The following is a 20,447-nucleotide window of genomic DNA, read 5'->3' as shown; positions in this document are numbered from 1 at the left end:
AATAACATTAGCTAAATTATGGGCAAAGGAAAAAATTCAAAAATAATATCAATTATTTAAAAAGTGGCACAAACCATGCTGTAACGATAGTGACCCCTCGGGTCACCTAGCCAACTGACGTTGTTAGTGAACGATATGTTCACAAAACAAGCCAATAGACCCGACTGCCTATTGGCTTCTTTTTTTACAAGCGACCTAAAATGCTTGGATAGTTAAATCGGTAAGTTTGTTCAACTATTTGCGATGAACTGCGCTCGTAGTTTTTCAATCTCGTCACGCTTTTGTGCCGCTAACTCAAATTCTAAATCTTGCGCATGCTGATACATCGCTGCCTCCAGTCGACTGATTTCTTTTTCTAGCTGCTGAGGGGACAGTGCCTCGTAAGTTTGCGAAGGCTCCGCCACTTTCGATAATGGTACCTGTTTAGTGTTACGCTGGCGTTTAGACTTAGTGATATCGCCAAGTTCCATGATGTCTTTGATATTTCGTTTGAGCGCTTGTGGCGAAATACCCATTTCTTCGTTGTACGCTTCCTGCTTCTCGCGACGACGGTTAGTTTCATCCATCGCCTTTTTCATTGAGTTGGTGATTCGGTCAGCGTATAAAATCGCCTTACCTTCGATGTTTCGCGCAGCACGACCAATGGTCTGAATGAGTGAGCGTTCAGACCGCAAGAAGCCCTCTTTATCCGCATCCAAAATTGCAACTAACGAGACCTCTGGCATATCCAGGCCCTCTCTCAATAAGTTTATTCCCACCAGCACGTCAAATTCCCCAAGGCGAAGGTCACGGATAATTTCCACACGCTCAACAGTATCAATGTCTGAGTGTAAATAACGTACCTTAACATCATGTTCGTGAAGGTATTCGGTGAGATCTTCAGCCATTCGTTTGGTCAATGTTGTAACCAGAACTCGTTCATCTTTAGCAGCGCGAATACGGATCTCAGACAATAGGTCGTCGACTTGGGTCGCTACTGGGCGAACTTCCAACTCAGGGTCAAGCAAGCCTGTAGGACGAACGACTTGATCCGCTACATCACCCGCCGATTTTTCTAGTTCGTAATTTCCAGGAGTAGCAGAGACGAAAATCGTCTGTGGCGCTAGTGCTTCAAACTCCTCAAACTTCAGTGGACGATTATCCAAAGCTGAAGGTAAACGGAAACCAAACTCCACCAGCGTTTCTTTACGCGAACGGTCACCTTTATACATGGCACCTATCTGCGGTACTGTCACGTGAGATTCATCGATGATCAACAAGCCATCATGAGGTAAGTAGTCAAACAGGGTTGGTGGCGGCTCACCTTCCGAGCGTCCACTGAGATAACGAGAATAGTTTTCGATACCGGAGCAAAAGCCCAACTCATTCATCATTTCGATATCGAATTGAGTGCGCTGGCTAATTCGCTGCTCTTCCAGTAGCTTGTTGTTATCTAGAAGCTGCTTTTTGCGCACTTCTAGTTCGACTTTAATATTTTCAATCGCTTCAAGAATGCGATCTCTTGGCGTCACATAGTGCGTCTTGGGATAGATGGTATAGCGCGGCAAGTCTCGTTGTTTCACCACGCCTGTCAATGGGTCGAACACACTGATGCAATCCACCTCATCGTCAAACATCTCAACGCGCACAGCGTCTTGGTCTGATTCAGCAGGGAATATATCAATCACCTCGCCACGTACACGGAACTGCCCTCGCTCAAAAGCAACATCATTGCGCGAGTATTGGAGCTCCGCTAGGCGACGAAGCATATCACGCTGATCAATCACATCTCCACGTCGCAAATGAAGCATCATTTGTAAGTAGGATTCCGGATCACCCAAACCATAGATAGCTGAAACCGAAGCAACGATAATAGCGTCTTTCCGTTCCAATAAAGCTTTAGTGGCAGACAGTCGCATTTGCTCAATGTGGGCGTTAACCGAAGCGTCCTTTTCAATGAAAGTATCTGTTGTGGGAACGTATGCTTCAGGTTGGTAGTAATCGTAGTAAGAAACAAAATACTCAACCGCATTATTAGGAAAGAATGACTTCATCTCACCATATAACTGAGCAGCAAGCGTTTTGTTTGGCGCAAGTAATATTGCAGGTCGTTGAGCTTGAGCAATCACATTCGCTAGTGTGAAGGTTTTACCTGAGCCTGTGACCCCCAACAAGGTTTGATGTGCTAGCCCAGCATCGAGCCCCTCAAGCAACTGATTGATCGCTCCTGGTTGATCGCCCGATGGCTGATAATCGGAGACCAATTCATAGACTTTACTCATACCCTTCCTCAATTTTACTGCGCTTTGGCTGTATATATATACACCTTAGCTAATGAAATCTACGTCTATCGAGAATTTAACCATCATTGTTAATAAATTTTCTTGTTTGTCTAGAATGCTATAGCCATACAAAAGTGACTCTGATATAGTACTTCGCCCTAGTTGAAGAGCTACACACATTCTTTACATTATAGTTTCCACAACTTTTCCCCAAAAATTAGCTTAAAACTTTCTTATCCCCAAAAGATTGATTTTTATCCACTTTGAATACCTTTTGATTAACATCGATAAATCTCTGTTTTATTTGCTTATTCTACGCATAACTCCGACTAAAAATTCATTAAATAAAAACTTAGTTGCATATTAATTTTCTTTACCCAGATCTCATCAACATACTTATCCACAAATTTAGTGGATAACTAACCTCGAGCCTTTATTGGCAAGCCATACAGAAAAGTAAAGCCCTTAAATCAATATTTTTTGCTAAAAATGTATTTTTTTACTGTTGACAGTAGTTTGAGTGCTCGGTAAGATTCTTCCCGCTTTCAAGCAAAGCAATTCCTCCTTAGCTCAGTTGGTAGAGCGACGGACTGTTAATCCGCAGGTCGCTGGTTCGAGCCCAGCAGGAGGAGCCAGATTATAGAAAAGCCGTGTCGCAAGACACGGCTTTTTTGTATCTTAATCGCCATGAAATCTAAGCCAATCTAGGCGCCATAAAATCACACCGAAATAAGTTCAAATTACAGAACTCATAACATTGTCATAGATAGTGTTCTCACAGCACCACACATTTAATTCTGTCTCTTTTCTAGCAAAACACAATCGTAAATAGTTGAATCTATTATTAATGCAATTTAATCATTAAAAAAATGAAAAGCATTCATTTTACTCATAATAAATAAATCCATACGATTAAAAGGGTTAAGGATGGTTCCGTCCTACTCGTCGCCTCCATTCTAATTATCAATAACTTAGGGATTTACTTATGACTATTCCGACAACTGACATGCTAGATGCATGGGCTGGATTTACTGCTGGTGAATGGCAAAACTCTGTCAACACTCGTGACTTCATCCAAAAAAACTATACACCCTATGAGGGAGACGAGACTTTCTTAGCTGAAGTTAGCGAATCCACTTCAGCGTTATGGAACCAAGTGCTTGAAGGCATAAAACAAGAAAGCCGCACACACGCCCCTATTGATTTTGACACAGACTTGCCCTCAACAATCACTTCCCACGATGCAGGCTACATCAACAAAGATCTGGAAAAGATCGTTGGCTTACAAACTGATCAACCGCTAAAACGTGCAATCATCGCCAATGGCGGGATTCGCATGGTAAAAAACTCGTGCGAAGTTTATGGCCGCGAGCTAGATCCAACGGTTGAAAAAATCTTCACTGAATACCGTAAAACTCACAACAAAGCGTGTTTCGACCTTTACACCCAAGAAATTCTGGCGTGTCGTAAATCAGGCATCATCACGGGCCTTCCTGATGCCTATGGCCGTGGTCGTATCATTGGTGACTATCGTCGTCTCGCCCTATACGGTATCGACTTCTTAAAAGCAGACAAAAAAGAGCAATACAACTCAACACAAACGTTCTTAGAACAAGGCAACGATCTTGAGAAAACACTTCGTCTGCGCGAAGAAATAGCCGATCAAGTTCAAGCGCTTGAAGACATTCGTCAAATGGGTCTGAAATACGGCATTGATATGTCGCTACCTGCAAAAACTGCACAAGAAGCGATCCAATTTACCTACTTTGGCTACCTAGCGGCGGTTAAATCGCAAAACGGCGCAGCAATGTCACTGGGCCGTACTTCGACTTTCCTAGACGTCTATCTAGAACGCGATATAGCAAACGGTTTGATTGATGAATCACAAGCGCAAGAAATGATTGACCACTTCATCATGAAGCTACGCATGGTTCGCTTCCTACGCACACCAGAATACGATTCATTGTTCTCTGGCGACCCAATCTGGGCAACCGAAGCCATGGCTGGTATGGGCGTTGATGGCCGTACGCTAGTATCTAAAACGACATTCCGGTACTTACATACACTACATACTATGGGCCCTGCTCCTGAGCCAAACATGACGATTCTTTGGTCAGAGCAATTACCTGAAGCGTTCAAACAATATGCTGCAAAAGTGTCGATTGATACCTCTTCGGTTCAATACGAAAACGACGATCTAATGCGTCCTGATTTCGACAATGACGACTACGCGATTGCCTGTTGTGTGAGCCCGCAGGTTGTTGGTCAGCACATGCAATTCTTTGGTGCACGTGCCAACCTTGCAAAAGCACTGCTTTACACCATCAATGGTGGTATCGATGAAAAATCGAAAGCGCAAGTGGGTCCGGTAGTGGACAAAGTTCAAGATGAAATTCTCGACTTTGACGCTTTGATGCCTCGTTTCGACAATATGTTGGAGTGGCTAGCAACGCAATACGTCACAGCGTTGAACATCATCCATTACTCACATGACCGTTACAGCTACGAAGCATCACTGATGGCATTGATGGATCGCGACGTGCACCGCACCATGGCGTGTGGTATTGCAGGTCTGTCTGTTGTCGCTGACTCTTTGGCGGCAATTAAATACGCGACCGTGAAACCTGTTCGTGATGAAGATGGCATCGCCGTTGATTTTGAAATCGAAGGTGATTATCCAAAATTTGGTAACAACGATGCCCGAGTTGATGACATCGCTTGTGATCTAGTTGAGCGCTTCATGAAGAAAATTCAGAAGATGCACACCTACCGCGAAGCAGTGCCAACTCAATCGATTTTAACAATCACATCTAACGTGGTTTACGGTAAAAAAACGGGTAATACACCTGATGGCCGTCGCGCAGGTATGCCTTTTGGACCGGGTGCAAACCCAATGCACGGTCGTGATGAAAAAGGGGCGGTTGCGTCTCTGGCATCGGTTTCTAAATTACCGTTTGCTTACGCTAAAGATGGTATTTCTTACACTTTCTCAATTGTGCCGAGCGCATTGGGTAAAGATGACTTGAGTCAGAAGAAGAACCTAGCTGCGCTAATGGATGGTTACTTCCATCACGAAGCAAGCAACGAGGGCATTGCGATTGAAGGTGGTCAACACCTTAACGTCAACGTTCTGGACCGAGAGATGTTATTGGATGCGGTTGAACATCCAGAGAAATACCCTCAGTTGACGATTCGAGTGTCCGGTTATGCGGTACGTTTTAACTCTCTAACGACAGAGCAACAGCAAGACGTCATCACTCGTACCTTCACAAGTAAGATATAAACACAGTCCATCAAGCACTCAGAAAGTTTAAATAATTAGCTTGTAAATATGCGTTGCCCGCCTCTCTTTTCTACCTGGGAGAGGCGGGCTTTTTTTAAAATCACACATTAGATGAAAATTAATAGGTAGTATCCTCTCGCTAACAATACATTCAGCAAACGATTCAATTTCTTATTGATTCATCAAAATAGATCAAATAGACGACTATTTTTCCATCGTGTATGTAAAACCACATCGTTCACTGGTTGTTATTGGTGTCACAAAACACGATAATATCAAGATCGGATTTTAAGAACGTAATAACTATGACCGAATATGTTTTGTTGTTGGTCGGCACTGTGCTGGTGAACAACTTTGTACTGGTGAAGTTTTTGGGCCTATGTCCTTTCATGGGTGTGTCCAAAAAACTAGAAACAGCAATAGGTATGGGCTTAGCGACAACTTTTGTGCTAACGCTCGCGTCAGTGTGTGCGTATTTAGTGGAAAGCTACATCCTTCGTCCACTAGGTATTGAGTACCTTCGAACCATGAGTTTTATTTTGGTGATAGCCGTTGTGGTGCAGTTCACCGAAATGGTTGTGCACAAAACCAGCCCGACGCTTTATCGCTTGCTTGGCATTTTCTTACCGCTGATCACAACAAACTGCGCAGTATTGGGCGTGGCACTTCTTAACATTAATGAAAACCATAACTTTATTGAATCGATCATCTACGGCTTCGGCGCCGCTGTTGGTTTCTCATTGGTGTTGATACTTTTTGCATCCATGCGAGAGCGCATAGCCGCCGCCGACGTTCCTGTACCTTTTAAAGGTGCATCAATAGCAATGATTACAGCAGGTTTAATGTCACTCGCCTTTATGGGCTTTACAGGTTTGGTGAAGTAAGCGATGAGTACGATTTTAATTGCGATTATCGCGTTAGCGGTTCTGGCTGCGATTTTCGGCGCGATACTTGGTTTTGCTTCTATTCGCTTTAAAGTTGAAGCGGACCCTATTGTGGATCAAATCGACGCCATTTTACCGCAAACTCAATGCGGTCAATGTGGCTACCCTGGTTGCCGCCCTTATGCTGAAGCAATTGCAAATGGCGACCACATAAACAAATGTCCCCCTGGTGGTCAGGCAACAATCGAAAAGCTCGCCGACTTAATGGGTGTTGAGCCAGAAGAATCTGCGCACGATCTCGACAGCAAAATTCCAACCGTTGCGTTTATTCATGAAGACATGTGTATTGGCTGCACTAAGTGTATTCAGGCGTGTCCGGTGGATGCAATTGTAGGCGGAACAAAGGCGGTCCATACCGTAATCAAAGACGAATGTACGGGCTGTGACTTGTGTGTTGCCCCATGTCCGACTGATTGTATTGAAATGATTCCTGTGGCAACGACCACAGAAAGCTGGAAGTGGCAACTTCACTCCATTCCGGTACTTAACATTACGGATGCTGCCGACAATGCAGCGAACGTGAAAGATTCAATTAAGTAAGGTTTCACATGTTGTCTTTGATTGAACAAATTCGTACAGGCGCGCTTTGGGATTTCCCAGGTGGTGTGCATCCGGCAGAAAATAAAAAGCAGTCCAACAAAACTGAACTCGCTCATGCGGCTATCCCGTCAGAAATTGTATTGCCGCTAAAACAGCACATTGGTAAAGCGGGTAACCTACTGGTTGCCGAAGGTGACTACGTATTAAAAGGTCAGCCATTAACGCAATCGGAGACCGGCTTTACGGTTCCAGTGCATGCTCCAACATCAGGTACGCTCACCGCGATTGAGCCACGAACTGTCGCGCACCCTTCTGGGTTAAGTGAGTTGTGCGCAGTCATCACGCCTGATGGGAAAGATGCATGGTGTGAAAGAAACCCCGTCGCAGATTACCAACAAGAAACCCCTGACGCACTGATTGATATTATTCGTCTCGCTGGTATTTCTGGTATGGGTGGCGCAGGCTTCCCTACTGCAAAAAAAATCCAATCAGGTTTTGCTCGTACCGAGATTCTTATCGTTAATGCAGCAGAGTGCGAGCCATACATCACGTCTGATGACAAGCTCATGCAAGAACATGCCGAAGAGCTTATTCAAGGTATCGAAATTGTCGAACATATCCTGACACCAAAGCTCACGATTATTGGCATTGAAGACAACAAACCAGAAGCAATCAAAGCGCTAGAAGCTGCGGCTATAAACAAAGATATCGTTATTCGCGTTATCCCAACTAAATACCCTTCTGGCGGTGAAAAACAGCTGATCAAAATTTTAACCAATAAAGAAGTGCCAAGTGGCGCGATTCCAGCCGATATTGGTATTTTGGTCCAGAATGTTGGTTCTCTTTACGCTATAAAACGCGCAGTCATCGACGGTGAGCCGATGATAAAGCGCATCGTGACTCTCACTGGTAAAACCTTCAAACAACCACGCAACGTTTGGGCATTATTAGGGACACCAGTACAAGCACTGTTGGATGAGTTTGGCTATAAAGCAGATAAGAAGTTACAGCGTTTAATTATGGGTGGGCCAATGATGGGCTTTACCCTTCCTCACTCCCAAGTGCCGATTACCAAGACAGCAAACTGTATCCTTGCTCCGACTCGTCGTGAGATCTCTCCGCACCAGTATGAGATGGAATGTATTCGCTGTAGCCAATGTGCCGAAGCGTGCCCTGCTTCGCTGCTGCCTCAACAACTGCAATGGCATGCGAAAGCTGAAGAGTATGACAAACTCGAAGAATTAAACTTAAAGGATTGTATCGAGTGCGGCGCTTGTGCGTTTGTATGTCCAAGTGAAATTCCGCTCGTACAGTACTACCGCCAAGCGAAAGCAGAAATTAGAACTAGAGCACAAGAAGCGGAAGCTGCAGAGCGAGCAAAACTGCGTTTTGAAGAGAAAAAAGCGCGTATGGAACGCGAAAAAGCAGAACGTGAAAATCGCTTCAAGAAAGCTGCCGATCAACGCCGAAAAGAGATGAAGTCTTCTGGTAGCGATGATGCGATAGCAGCAGCGATCGCACGAGTGAAAGCTCAAAAGACAGAAACCACTGAAAAAGCAGAGCCAGCAGTAAAACCCGCCGTAGCGGCAGCCATTGCCAAAGCGAAGGCTAAACAAGCGGCAGCAGCTAAAGCAGGCTCTAGTGAACCTGATAACTCAGAAATGGCAAAACTGCGCGAAGAACGCAAACGTCTTGCTCGCGAACGTAAAGCGCAAAAAGAACAAGGCGAAACGCCAGACAATAACGCTGATGATAAAAAATCGGCAGTTGCGGCCGCCATCGCCCGAGCTAAAGCGAAAAAAGCACAACAAGAAGATTCAACTGAATCTGTAGAATCGGAAACGTCTGTACAGCAAGACGGCGATCCGAAGAAAGCCGCGGTTGCTGCTGCCATTGCACGTGCCAAAGCACGCAAAGCGAAGCAAGCAGACTCAACTGAAGCGGAAGAAGCTGAAGCACCTGCTGAGCAAACCGACGATCCGAAAAAAGCCGCCGTGGCTGCTGCGATTGCACGTGCCAAAGCACGAAAAGCGAAGCAAGCAGACTCAATTGAAGCGGAAGAAGCTGAAGCACCTGCCGAGCAAACCGACGATCCGAAAAAAGCCGCAGTTGCCGCTGCAATTGCTCGAGCCAAAGCGCGCAAAGCGAAGCAAGCAGACTCAACCGAAGCGGAAGAAGCTGACGCACCTGCCGAGCAAACCGACGATCCGAAAAAAGCCGCAGTTGCCGCTGCAATTGCTCGAGCCAAAGCGCGAAAAGCGAAGCAAGCAGACTCAGCTGAAGCGGAAGAAGCTGAAGCACCAGCCGAGCAAACCGAAGATCCGAAAAAAGCCGCCGTGGCAGCTGCCATTGCACGTGCCAAAGCGCGTAAAGCTAAGCAAGAAACGCAAACAGAGCCTGTTGAAGAAGCAACTTCCGAAGAACCAGAAGTGGATCCGAAGAAAGCCGCGGTTGCCGCAGCAATTGCGCGCGCGAAGGCTCGTAAAGCGAAACAAGCAGACTCAACTGAAGCGGAAGAAGCTGAAGCACGTGCCGAGCAAACCGACGATCCGAAAAAAGCCGCCGTGGCTGCTGCCATCGCTCGAGCCAAAGCGCGCAAAGCGAAGCAAGAAACGCAAACAGAGCCTGTTGAAGAAGCAACCTCCGAAGAACCAGAAGTGGATCCGAAGAAAGCCGCGGTTGCCGCAGCAATTGCGCGCGCGAAGGCACGCAAAGCGCAACAAGAAGCTAATAAAAATAATACTGAGGAGAACGAGTAGTGTCGTTTTTTATTGCCAGTTCACCGCATACCCACAGTCGTCGTAGTACGCCAGATTTAATGAAATGGGTGGCACTTTGCGCACTTCCAGGTTTAGTAGCTCAAACCTACTTCTTTGGCTGGGGTACGCTTATTCAACTGATTTTTGCCATTGCAGTCGCTGTATCCCTTGAAGCCTTAGTCATGATCTGTCGTAAACGCTCACCAATGAGAGCGCTACGTGATAACAGTACAATAGTTACCGCTTGGTTGTTAGCCGTTGCTATACCACCATGGTCTCCGTGGTGGATTATGGTGATCGGGCTTATTTTTGCGATAGTAATCGCTAAACACCTCTATGGTGGCCTTGGACAAAACTTATTCAACCCTGCAATGGTCGCTTATGTGGTCTTGTTGATCTCTTTCCCAGTACAAATGACGAGTTGGAGTGCACCGACATCACTCATACCTGATCATGTAAATTTTGCAGATACACTCTCTTTAATTTTTACGGGCTATGATTACGACGGCTTATCACTTCAGCAAGTTCGCTCAGGAGTTGACGGCGTGACAATGGCGACACCACTTGATGCATTTAAGACTGGCATTCTTACAGGTGCCACTCCAAGCGAAGTAATGTCGCAGCCAATATTTGATGGCTTAGGTGGTATTGGTTGGCAATGGGTAAACCTTGCTTACCTTCTTGGCGGCATAGTCATGATCAAAAAGCGTATCATCCAATGGTATATTCCAGCAGGTTTCCTTGCGAGTCTGACTCTGTTTAGCCTAGTGTTCACGTTGCTGACGCCAGGGGAAACTGCGTCGCCAATTTTACACTTGTTATCTGGTGCAACCATGCTTGGCGCATTCTTTATTGCAACCGATCCCGTTTCGGCGTCTACCACCGTCAAAGGACGTTTAATCTTCGGTGCGCTTATTGGTGCTTTGGTTTTTATCATTCGCAGTTGGGGCGGTTTCCCAGATGGTGTTGCATTTGCAGTGTTGCTTGCAAATATGTGTGTGCCACTGATCGATTACTACACCAAACCTAGAACTTACGGTCACTGAGGTAAACATGTTAACCGCTATTAGAAAAAATGGTCTGACACTCGCGATATTTGCATGTGCAACAACCGGATTAGTCGCCCTTACTCAGTACCTAACAAAAGACCAAATCAAGGTACAAGAGCAAAAACAATTACTTTCTGTTTTGAATCAAGTCATTCCAGAAAACATGCATGACAACGCACTCACGCAAGCTTGTACAATGGTCACGTCTCCAGATCTGGGGACATTACGTGCGATGCCAGCCTACCTCGCCACGAAGAATGGTGAACCAACAGCAATCGCAATAGAATCTATCGCGCCAGATGGCTACAATGGTGAGATAAAAGTGATTACTGGGATTGATAATCAGGGCAATATTTTGGGGACACGCGTCCTAAACCACCAAGAAACCCCTGGTCTGGGCGATAAAATCGATCTTCGTGTCACCGACTGGATCCTGAGCTTTACAGGAAAACAAGTCACGGAAAACAATTGGAATTCGTGGAAAGTTCGTAAAGATGGCGGCGATTTCGATCAATTTACTGGTGCAACGATCACGCCAAGAGCCGTCGTAAAAGTGGTGCGAAATACCGTTAACTACGTAAACCAATCTCGTGAAGACATTCTTAACCAGCCGTTAGGCTGTGAAGGAGAGCAGTAATGAATGAGAATAAATTACTGATGAAAAACGGTATGTGGAGTAACAACCCCGCTCTCGTACAACTGCTGGGCTTATGTCCACTGCTAGCGGTTTCTTCCACGATAACCAATGCATTAGGTCTTGGTATTGCAACCTTACTCGTGCTAGTTGGATCCAACGTAACAGTTTCTCTTATTCGTAACTATGTGCCAAAAGAGATCCGTATACCTGTATTCGTTATGATCATTGCCTCACTCGTTACCTGCGTTCAGTTGTTAATGAATGCCTATGCGTACGGTTTGTACCTGTCTCTAGGTATCTTTATTCCTCTGATTGTAACGAACTGCATTATTATTGGCCGAGCAGAAGCTTACGCGTCAAAAAATGATGTTGCACCCGCTGCGCTAGATGGTTTGTGGATGGGCCTTGGTATGACGAGCGTCTTGGTTGTTTTAGGTGCCATGCGCGAATTAATTGGTAATGGCACACTATTCGACGGAGCAGACCTTCTCCTAGGAGACTGGGCTTCAGCTCTACGGATTCAAGTTTTCCAATTTGACAATAGCTTCCTGTTAGCGCTTCTCCCACCTGGTGCATTTATCGGTGTTGGGCTGTTGATAGCGCTCAAAAATGTCATAGATAATTCAATTCAGGCACGTCAACCAAAAGAAGAAAAACCAACCATAGAACGTGCTCGCGTCACTAACGCATAACAAGATAAGGCTCTGTCATAGGAGCCTTTTTCATAAACCGCAGAGACGGTATTGGAAGTCAGCAATGAACAAAATAAAAAGAATCGAAATTCTTGAGCGATTACGAGAAAACAATCCGAATCCTCAAACTGAGCTTAACTGGAGCTCCCCTTTTGAGCTGCTAATCGCTGTATTACTATCAGCTCAAGCAACCGATGTAAGCGTCAATAAAGCCACCGACAAGCTTTTCCCTGTAGCGAATACACCTCAAAGCATTCTTGATTTGGGAGTCGATGGCTTAAAAGAATACATAAAGACCATCGGTTTGTTTAACTCAAAGGCAGAAAACACAATCAAGACTTGTAAGATCTTGTTGGAAAAACACAATGGTGAAGTTCCTGAAGATCGTGCAGCGTTAGAAGCGCTACCAGGCGTAGGTCGCAAGACCGCAAACGTCGTGCTCAACACCGCTTTTGGTTGGCCAACTATTGCCGTCGATACGCACATTTATCGCGTGTCGAATCGCACTAAATTTGCGATGGGAAAAACGGTTGATGATGTCGAGCAGAAGCTATTAAAAGTTGTGCCAAAAGAATTCAAACTCGATGTGCACCACTGGCTCATTCTTCATGGTCGTTATACGTGCGTAGCAAGAAAGCCTCGCTGCGGTAGCTGCATTATCGAAGATTTGTGCGAATATAAAGAGAAAGTATACCCAGATAGCTAACGCTATTTGTAAATCAAAGCTAGGAGCAAAAAATGTCAAACGGTCGAATTCTCCACACTATGCTTCGCGTAGGTGATCTAGACAAATCCATCAAGTTTTACACTGAAGTTATGGGCATGCAGCTGCTTCGTACTAACGAAAATAAAGAGTACGAATACACGCTAGCGTTTCTTGGTTATGGTGACGAATCCCAAGGTGCAGTGATCGAACTGACTTACAACTGGGGTAAAACTGAGTATGACTTAGGTACCGCTTTTGGTCATATCGCCATTGGTGTTGATGATATCTACACAACTTGCGACGCTATCAAAGCGGCGGGCGGTAATGTGACTCGTGAGCCAGGTCCAGTAAAAGGCGGAAGCACGCACATTGCATTCGTAAAAGACCCAGATGGTTACATGATTGAGCTTATTCAAAACAAGCAAGCTTCAGCAGGTCTTGAAGGCTAAGCGGCACTTCTAATAATCACTTGTACTGCAAGTTGAACTCCGATTACAGGCAGGTCTGCGATCTGCCTGTCCTTTTATAAACAAAACTCTTTACTTGATAATAGTTATCGTTTAGATTTATCCGCAACTTCGATATGCGGGATTACGATAATGATCAGTGAATGGGAAAAACACACACTTCTAGCCGATACGGCACTTCAACTAGATGACCCTGTTCGCAGCATTCTTCATTACCAGCAAGCCCTAAGCCTGAGTGAAGATATCAGCGAATGTGTGGAAATTGAGGCGGACGAGCGATTATTAATTTCTGTGATTTCTTGTCATAACTTAGCTCAGTTCTGGCGTTGGGCCGGAGATACTGACTATGAACTCAAATACCTTCAACTGGCCTCTGAGAAAGTCTTAACACTTATCCCACAATGCCCAAATAAAGAGTGTGCAAGCTTTATCGACTCGATAGGATGCTGTACTAAGGCGTTGATAGACTTTATGAAGCGTCACCCTAATCCAGCTATTGCCAAACAGGTTGAAAAAATAGATACCGCAACCAATTGCGAAGTCATTGCCAAATTCCGCTTAAACTAACATTCAAATTATACAGCAGGAATCACCGAAAGGTGCTTGGCAAAATACCACTAAAATATTATTAACAACGTCAGTAAATCAAAAACGCCGAAGCTTTCAGCTTCGGCGTTTTTATAAGCATCACACTTGGGTTCGCCCTAGAGATATCACGACTCGGCGGTTTTTGTCTTTTCCTATTGGCGAACCGTTATCTGCAATAGGACGACGCTTGCCGTACCCTTGCACTTGAATTCGATCTTCCGGTAGCCCTAGAGACTGAAAATAGTCACGAAGTGACTCTGCACGTCGCTCTGATAAACTTTGACTCGCACTTTTACCATCGGTTGAATCTGTGTACGTCGCCACCAGCACGAGATCGATATCTTGATTATGTCGGATATAATCTGCAATTTGTGATAAACGCTTTTTAGAAGCCTTGGTTAACTGATCACCTTGTCTTTCGTAGTGCAAAATCGTAAAAGCAATGTCCTCAAAACTATATTTCAATAAGTTGGAAATACAGTCGCTAAACGCGTTGTACTTGTTTTGAAATAGTACTGATGACAATGCGACTTCAATTCTCTGATCTCGGCTCTGCCAATCTTGGTAACTAAAAGTCGGATAACGGCCTTTTTCCAGCTCAGACAAAATGCCCCATGCTGTTTGCCCTCCGACATAACCATCAAACTGTTTAAAAAACTTTAGGTTTGTAATTCGATCGGCGTGTTCACCTGGCCGCCAAGGTGGCGGCATAGAAATGAGACTGACGTTACGTGTTTCTCCCATCGGGCGACGCATTTTTAACTCAAAGTCTAAATTGATTTTTTTATTTGCACGAGATGAAAATACCGCATCTCCAAAGCTTGGAATGGGGTGTACAAGCTGACATTCTAATGGTGTATTGACCACCATTTCCCATTGAGATTGCTGTGGAGTTGCAGCATAACGTTTGCCCATCAAAGCGAAGCTGCTTGTGCTAAACAACGAAAATACAACACCACTGGTAATCAGCCATTTCTTCATCTAATACTGTCTCTTAAACGGCAGTCTGTTGCCGTCAATTTGCATCAATAAAACCACTTCAACCGGCATGCAAAAATCTCGCCAATATAGGGCTATCTGTCACACTGCCATTAATGTGAGCCATAGTGTTCCAATCACCTTAACCGCCACTTAGCGTTTTACTTCCTCATGTTTTATCGGTTTACATGATGCAAAGTATGGCGAATAAACGTCTACATAATATGCAATACAAACTTATTGATTGGATGCAAAATAGAATTCCGGTTTTCTCTTAAATTGCGGTTTTTCTCATCGGTATAATCTGCAATAATGCAGCCTTCGTCACACAAAAATAAGCCAACATGACACTAGAAAATGAAGCTCTAACCTTGAAAAAACGCTTTCGTGGTTATTTCCCTGTGGTAGTAGACGTTGAGACCGCTGGTTTCAATGCTCAAACTGATGCACTTTTAGAAATCTGTGCCGTTACGTTGAAAATGGACGAACATGGCGTGTTGCATCCGGCCTCCACCATTCATTTTCATGTGGAACCATTTGAAGGCGCTAACTTAGAAAAAGAAGCGCTTGAATTCAATGGTATTCGTGACCCTTTCAGCCCTCTTCGAGGTGCTGTTTCTGAGCAAGAGGCGCTAAAGGAAATTTATAAGCTTATTCGCAAAGAACAAAAAGCCGCAGATTGCTCACGTGCAATTATGGTTGCTCATAACGCAGCATTCGACTTGGGTTTTGTAAATGCAGCAAATGAACGCTGTAAACTAAAAAGAGTCCCTTTTCATCCCTTTGCTACTTTTGATACGGCTACATTAAGTGGCCTTGCTTATGGCCAAACAGTTCTCGCTAAAGCATGCAAAACAGCCGGGATGGAATTTGATAACCGTGAAGCACACTCTGCGCTTTACGATACACAAAAAACAGCAGAATTATTCTGCGGTATTGTCAACAAATGGAAGGCCCTCGGCGGTTGGCCGCTTGTCGACGAAGAATAATAAGTAAACACAACATATTAGGAAAAGTATGAATCCTGTCGTTATATCAGTGTGCGTCATGCTCGTGTTAGCATTGATGCGCGTAAACGTGGTGGTTGCCCTCACGTTTAGTGCCATCGTAGGCGGCCTAGTCGCAGGCATGAGCCTTGGGGATACGGTTGCCGCATTTGAAAGTGGTCTAGGTGGCGGTGCAACTATTGCGCTAAGCTACGCCATGTTAGGTACTTTCGCTGTTGCCATCTCGAAATCAGGCATCACGGATCTACTGGCCAAAAGTGTTATCAAGCGCTTAAATGGTAAAGAAAACTCGGCGTCAACTACCGGGTTAAAGTACGCGGTGTTAGTCGCGCTCGTTCTTGTCACTATGTCATCTCAGAACGTAATTCCGGTCCATATCGCCTTTATTCCAATTTTGATTCCACCTCTTTTGGGCGTATTTGCGAAACTTAAGCTCGATCGACGTTTGGTCGCGTGTGTTCTTACCTTCGGTTTGATCACACCTTACATGATCTTGCCTGTTGGTTTCGGCGGTATTTTCTTAAACAACATTCTGTTAAAGAACCTACATGACAACGGTTTGGAGAATGTGGTTGCAAGCCAAGTCCCAACCGCCATGTTACTGCCTGGTGCAGGTATGCTGTTTGGTCTATTACTGGCTATCTTTGTTAGCTATCGTAAACCGCGTGTCTACAAAGAAACTGAGTTGACTGTCGTTGACGAAACCGATCATGTCATCAATAAAAAGCACATCTTGGTTGCGGCACTTGGTATTGTCGCTGCATTGGGTGTTCAGCTTTACACGGGTTCAATGATTATCGGAGCTCTAGCTGGCTTTATGGTGTTTACTTTCGGCGGCGTTATTGCATGGAAAGAGACGCACGACGTGTTCACTAAAGGTGTACACATGATGGCAATGATTGGCTTCATCATGATTGCAGCGGCAGGTTTTGCAGCAGTAATGAAGCAAACTGGCGGTGTTGAAACACTAGTACAATCGCTATCAACCAGCATCGGTGACAATAAGCCTTTAGCTGCACTACTGATGCTGATCGTTGGCCTGTTGGTAACAATGGGCATTGGTTCATCGTTCTCTACGATTCCAATCCTTGCAACTATCTATGTGCCTCTTGCGCTAGCATTTGGCTTCTCGCCGATGGCAACGATTGCACTGGTAGGTACTGCGGCTGCGTTAGGTGATGCAGGCTCTCCAGCTTCTGACTCTACATTAGGCCCTACATCTGGTCTAAATGCCGACGGTCAACATGAGCACATTTGGGAAACAGTCGTTCCAACCTTTATCCATTACAATATCCCTCTAATCATCTTTGGTTGGATTGCAGCAATGGTGCTTTAATACTATTGCTTGGATGGATATACATTTAGTTACGAAAAAGCCGCTCAATGAGCGGCTTTTTGTTATTCATAACTGTGGTTATTGCGCTGGCATATTGTCAATAATACGCTCACGAATCAGCTTCAAGGTTGGTTCTGTCGACAGGTAATCGATGGCAATCGGAAAATAAGCGTCGTTAATTTTAAGAACCAAGCTAGGGTAAGAGCTCACACCTAGGCTCTTTGCAAGGCTCAATTGATCTTCGAACACACCTTCTAAGAAAGAGCCATCCATGTCATTCTTGAATTGCTGAACATTCAAGCCAATTTCTCTCGCTAGTTGCAAGTGAGTGGCTTCTTCATGAGGAGGCATCGCACGTAAGTAATACGCATGCTGAATCGCTTCTAGCATCTGCTCATAAGAGTCTTGAAAGCCCGCTGCAATAACCGCACGACAAGATTGGTAAGTGCTTCTAACTGGCGTACAAAGCTTCCAGAAATCGTAGTTAAACTTAGTGCCTAACTGGCGCTCAATCTGCTTCCAAATACCTTCGAGTTTTTGTTGCATCTCGGGCGGCATCGGTAAATTAGTATCTGGCGCAAGACCACCAACCACATACTCAAACTGAATCACACCTGGCAGTTGCTGTTTTAGTTTATCCAGCGTTGGTTTGTAACCCCAACACCAACTGCACATTGGGTCATGCACGTAGTAAAGCTTTATATCCACTTTAATAATTAAACCTTTAAAATCATTTATTTAAATCAAACAAAAACATTAAGTGGCGATGAAGTGGCGACACATTTAAATCTAATTGCTTGGTTTAGACTTCGAAGTTAACGAGCTGTCCGGCAAAAACGCAGGCTTTGGCTCCTCTCAAGCGCTCCCCACGAAAACAGCGATTTCTTACCGTTAACTTCAAAGTCATTTCAAAATCTCAGAGTAATTATACAGTCTCATAAATTGAAAAACTTATTTATCTTGGCAATTCGCCTTCAAGCCTGTCTATACAAGGCTTCGTAAGCTTCACAACTGATCGTCTCTTTCTTCTTTTGATCGTCTTCATTTATGACGAAAAACACCCTCACTCCATTATTTTCAAACACTTACCAATCACCACCTGATCTTTCCAGATCATTAAAATTGCAATTTCCTGAAATTCTTTTCAACTTTTGAAATTTATAAAATGGCTCTAGAAGCGATTCTTAGAGGTCTTGGGGATTCTCGAACCCCGCTATGGCTAAGGCTTCGCTTGATATCTACCGTGTTACGTAGGCAGCTGAATTTCGACATTTAAGAATTGCGAAAAAACCAGATCGAAAACGTCGCAGGTGGGGAGGAGGAGTGCGGATTCCGTCACCTAGAGGTCGCCTTCCGTCACTGGATGGTCCTATTTATGGTTTAGCCGCATAGAGTGAGTAATAGTTGTAGATGTTCGAGGTAAAAGAAAAGCGCCCAAGATAGGCGCTTACTTTGATAATTATTATGGGTTGGAAGCTAATGCTTTGATAGCCCGTTAATAATAAGAATAGAGGTATGAATTATTCCTAGGTAAATCAGTAAGTCGTTTGGTGAAATGTTCAAGTTTCTTTGCTCCTATAGATAGGTTGATTTATCTATAAGGCAACCAAAAAAATGTCTCACGCTGTGAGACAAGGTGTTAAGTGATTTGATAAGTCCCAGCTGAGCTTCCGCCAGTAACTGGAACCTCGGCATTTTGTGTGATTTCATCATATACAGCATTGGCGATCGCCTCTGCCATCTTCCCTGCCATGGCGAATTCACCAGTGAGAACGAACCCTTGTGCTTGTAGTTCACTTTCCAACTTTGCTTTGAGAGAGTCTTTATTCATTGCCATGTTATTTACCTGCCTTAACTGTCGATGAAAAATCAGAGTGAGGTTTGCCTGTGTAAGCACAAATGCAGTCACCTTGCACAACACCTTTACCGCCATTCATTGTGATTAGATCAGCGACTTCTATGATTTTCTTTGCAGTAGTGGTTTTGTTATTTGTGATTTCTTCTATTTTGTCTTCCAACACTTTGATGCGTTGGTTTAAACATTCGGTGACGTTGTCTTTGTCTGTCTTGCTTTCAAAGTTACCCGCTTCGTCGACCAGCTGGTAAACCCCTTGGCGCTGTTGGTAACGGCTTTCACCTTGCTTAATCGCTGGTAACTTGAACCCCAACGGCAGCACACAACGAATGAAAGGCTTATCCGGTTGGCCGAACATAAAGCCGATTTCTACAATGCTTCCGATCGCCGGTGGCTCAAGTCTGCCGGCGTATTCACCCACCCCTGGTATTGGAAGTGGTACTGCCTGAAGTGGTGATTTATCTTTGAACTCCACGCCCTTCTCATCGAGCAGCTGAACATCCACTGCGTAATGCGGATAAAAGCGATCAGACATATCTCCCTCTTCCGGCAACTCAGGTAACGCAACCACCGTACCCCATCGTGGCAAATGCCAGCGTCCGGTCAGTTCTGGGAACAAACGAAATATGATTCGCTTTATTGCATTTACGTCCATGTCAGCTTCACCTCTGTTCCTTGAAAATCAACGCCCACCAAACGCAAGCCATTGACGATGGCGCCCGGTCTTAACTTCGGGCTCGCGGGTATTTTCACTGACTTTGCCGTAGTGTGTTGAGTCATTAAGCTATCGGGAATAGTCACAGGCTTATCAGCCCAGTAAGAGTCCTTCCAATTGCCCACATAAATTTGGCCGTTGCCCTGCTGTTGCCAAAACAGGTCTTCAATAGCAAACGCTTGAGACAGCTCGTCCATCACTCGATAACCATTTCCATCACTGTAAAAGCAAGGAATGGAGGTTTTACTGTAGGCCGCTTCCGGTACTACGAACTGCAATCCGGTTTTGTTGGTGACATCGCTAAGTAATTGCATCAATGTCGGATGACGAAGCGTGATATCGAGTGGCTTAAACAACAATGCCGCCAACTCGCGACAAAACAGTTCTGACCACCCTTTTTCTGATGCTTGAACACGTTCGATGTAGCCAAGGAATACCCGCGATATGCTGTCACCCCATCCAATATCCACCGCGATGATGGTATTTACCTTTGGAGAACCTTCAACGGAAACTGAGCAGCGACCAGGTGTGTTCACATCAAAGAGAATGCGATGATTCTTTGCTTTAACCTTTTGACTACCAAGATAGGCTCGGCATACAAACTTGTGGTTTGGTTCCATAACCTCCCCC

18 protein-coding genes and 1 tRNA gene are annotated in these 20,447 nt (G+C 44.8%); 13 read left to right on the top strand and 6 right to left on the bottom strand.

Going from position 1 to position 20,447, the window contains the following annotated elements:
• Positions 1 to 230: 230 nt before the first annotated feature.
• A complete protein-coding gene (uvrB, locus tag J4N43_RS05115) occupies positions 231 to 2,261 on the bottom strand; it encodes an excinuclease ABC subunit UvrB (protein ID WP_017636056.1) in 2,031 nt (676 codons plus the stop codon).
• A 559-nt stretch (positions 2,262 to 2,820) separates the two neighbouring features.
• Here uvrB and J4N43_RS05110 point away from each other — a divergent pair.
• The 11 genes from J4N43_RS05110 (at position 2,821) to J4N43_RS05060 (ending at position 13,905) form a co-directional block, all read left to right on the top strand.
• Positions 2,821 to 2,896 (top strand) — tRNA-Asn (locus J4N43_RS05110).
• A 350-nt stretch (positions 2,897 to 3,246) separates the two neighbouring features.
• Positions 3,247 to 5,544: a formate C-acetyltransferase gene (gene pflB / locus J4N43_RS05105; RefSeq protein WP_053349610.1), complete on the top strand. Its 2,298-nt coding sequence runs from the start codon at positions 3,247 to 3,249 to the stop codon at positions 5,542 to 5,544.
• Positions 5,545 to 5,849: 305 nt separating this feature from the next.
• Complete coding sequence (rsxA, locus tag J4N43_RS05100; protein WP_005380762.1) at positions 5,850 to 6,428, top strand: electron transport complex subunit RsxA; 579 nt, start codon at positions 5,850 to 5,852, stop codon at positions 6,426 to 6,428.
• 3 nt (positions 6,429 to 6,431) lie between these two features.
• Positions 6,432 to 7,028, top strand: a complete 597-nt coding sequence (gene rsxB / locus J4N43_RS05095) for an electron transport complex subunit RsxB (protein WP_005380760.1) — start codon at positions 6,432 to 6,434, stop codon at positions 7,026 to 7,028.
• Between the two features lie 8 nt (positions 7,029 to 7,036).
• On the top strand, positions 7,037 to 9,787 hold the full coding sequence (gene rsxC, locus J4N43_RS05090) for an electron transport complex subunit RsxC (protein ID WP_062730497.1): 2,751 nt from the start codon (positions 7,037 to 7,039) through the stop codon (positions 9,785 to 9,787).
• Positions 9,787 to 10,833 carry an electron transport complex subunit RsxD gene (gene rsxD, locus J4N43_RS05085; protein WP_053349609.1) on the top strand — a complete coding sequence of 349 codons (1,047 nt, stop codon included), beginning with the start codon at positions 9,787 to 9,789 and terminating at the stop codon, positions 10,831 to 10,833. The genes rsxC and rsxD overlap by 1 nt, the downstream gene beginning before the upstream one ends.
• A gap of 7 nt (positions 10,834 to 10,840) precedes the next feature.
• Positions 10,841 to 11,473 carry an electron transport complex subunit RsxG gene (gene rsxG / locus J4N43_RS05080; protein WP_047103464.1) on the top strand — a complete coding sequence of 211 codons (633 nt, stop codon included), beginning with the start codon at positions 10,841 to 10,843 and terminating at the stop codon, positions 11,471 to 11,473.
• Positions 11,473 to 12,165 carry an electron transport complex subunit E gene (locus tag J4N43_RS05075; protein ID WP_005380745.1) on the top strand — a complete coding sequence of 231 codons (693 nt, stop codon included), beginning with the start codon at positions 11,473 to 11,475 and terminating at the stop codon, positions 12,163 to 12,165. The genes rsxG and J4N43_RS05075 overlap by 1 nt, the downstream gene beginning before the upstream one ends.
• 64 nt (positions 12,166 to 12,229) lie before the next feature.
• On the top strand, positions 12,230 to 12,871 hold the full coding sequence (nth, locus tag J4N43_RS05070; RefSeq protein WP_005380743.1) for an endonuclease III: 642 nt from the start codon (positions 12,230 to 12,232) through the stop codon (positions 12,869 to 12,871).
• A gap of 32 nt (positions 12,872 to 12,903) precedes the next feature.
• Complete coding sequence (gene gloA, locus J4N43_RS05065) at positions 12,904 to 13,320, top strand: lactoylglutathione lyase (protein WP_005380739.1); 417 nt, start codon at positions 12,904 to 12,906, stop codon at positions 13,318 to 13,320.
• Between the two features lie 150 nt (positions 13,321 to 13,470).
• Positions 13,471 to 13,905: a DUF2753 domain-containing protein gene (locus tag J4N43_RS05060; RefSeq protein WP_005384886.1), complete on the top strand. Its 435-nt coding sequence runs from the start codon at positions 13,471 to 13,473 to the stop codon at positions 13,903 to 13,905.
• Between the two features lie 120 nt (positions 13,906 to 14,025).
• Here the strand turns inward: J4N43_RS05060 and motY are convergent, their stop codons facing one another.
• Positions 14,026 to 14,907, bottom strand: a complete 882-nt coding sequence (gene motY / locus J4N43_RS05055; protein WP_005384887.1) for a flagellar protein MotY — start codon at positions 14,905 to 14,907, stop codon at positions 14,026 to 14,028.
• 341 nt (positions 14,908 to 15,248) lie between these two features.
• Between motY and rnt the strand changes: the two genes are divergently transcribed.
• Together rnt and J4N43_RS05045 are read left to right on the top strand one after the other, a co-directional pair.
• A complete protein-coding gene (rnt, locus tag J4N43_RS05050) occupies positions 15,249 to 15,893 on the top strand; it encodes a ribonuclease T (protein WP_005384888.1) in 645 nt (214 codons plus the stop codon).
• Positions 15,894 to 15,921: 28 nt separating this feature from the next.
• Positions 15,922 to 17,247: a Na+/H+ antiporter family protein gene (locus tag J4N43_RS05045; RefSeq protein WP_017821192.1), complete on the top strand. Its 1,326-nt coding sequence runs from the start codon at positions 15,922 to 15,924 to the stop codon at positions 17,245 to 17,247.
• A 78-nt stretch (positions 17,248 to 17,325) separates the two neighbouring features.
• Here J4N43_RS05045 and J4N43_RS05040 read toward each other — a convergent pair whose 3' ends face one another.
• The 4 genes from J4N43_RS05040 to J4N43_RS05025 all read right to left on the bottom strand — a co-directional run bounded on the left by J4N43_RS05040 (position 17,326) and on the right by J4N43_RS05025 (position 20,437).
• Positions 17,326 to 17,955: a DsbA family protein gene (locus J4N43_RS05040; RefSeq protein WP_017821191.1), complete on the bottom strand. Its 630-nt coding sequence runs from the start codon at positions 17,953 to 17,955 to the stop codon at positions 17,326 to 17,328.
• 931 nt (positions 17,956 to 18,886) lie between these two features.
• Entirely contained in the window at positions 18,887 to 19,084 is a 198-nt protein-coding gene (locus J4N43_RS05035; RefSeq protein ID WP_252094158.1) for a hypothetical protein, read from the bottom strand.
• 1 nt (position 19,085) lies between these two features.
• Entirely contained in the window at positions 19,086 to 19,757 is a 672-nt protein-coding gene (locus J4N43_RS05030) for a hypothetical protein (protein ID WP_252094157.1), read from the bottom strand.
• On the bottom strand, positions 19,748 to 20,437 hold the full coding sequence (locus J4N43_RS05025; RefSeq protein WP_252094156.1) for a hypothetical protein: 690 nt from the start codon (positions 20,435 to 20,437) through the stop codon (positions 19,748 to 19,750). Before J4N43_RS05025 ends, J4N43_RS05030 begins: the two co-directional genes overlap by 10 nt.
• Positions 20,438 to 20,447 lie beyond the last annotated feature (10 nt).

The organism is Vibrio sp. SCSIO 43009, from assembly GCF_023716525.1.
Classification (GTDB): domain Bacteria; phylum Pseudomonadota; class Gammaproteobacteria; order Enterobacterales; family Vibrionaceae; genus Vibrio; species Vibrio alginolyticus.
This window is presented reverse-complemented; position numbering and strand designations above follow the sequence as displayed.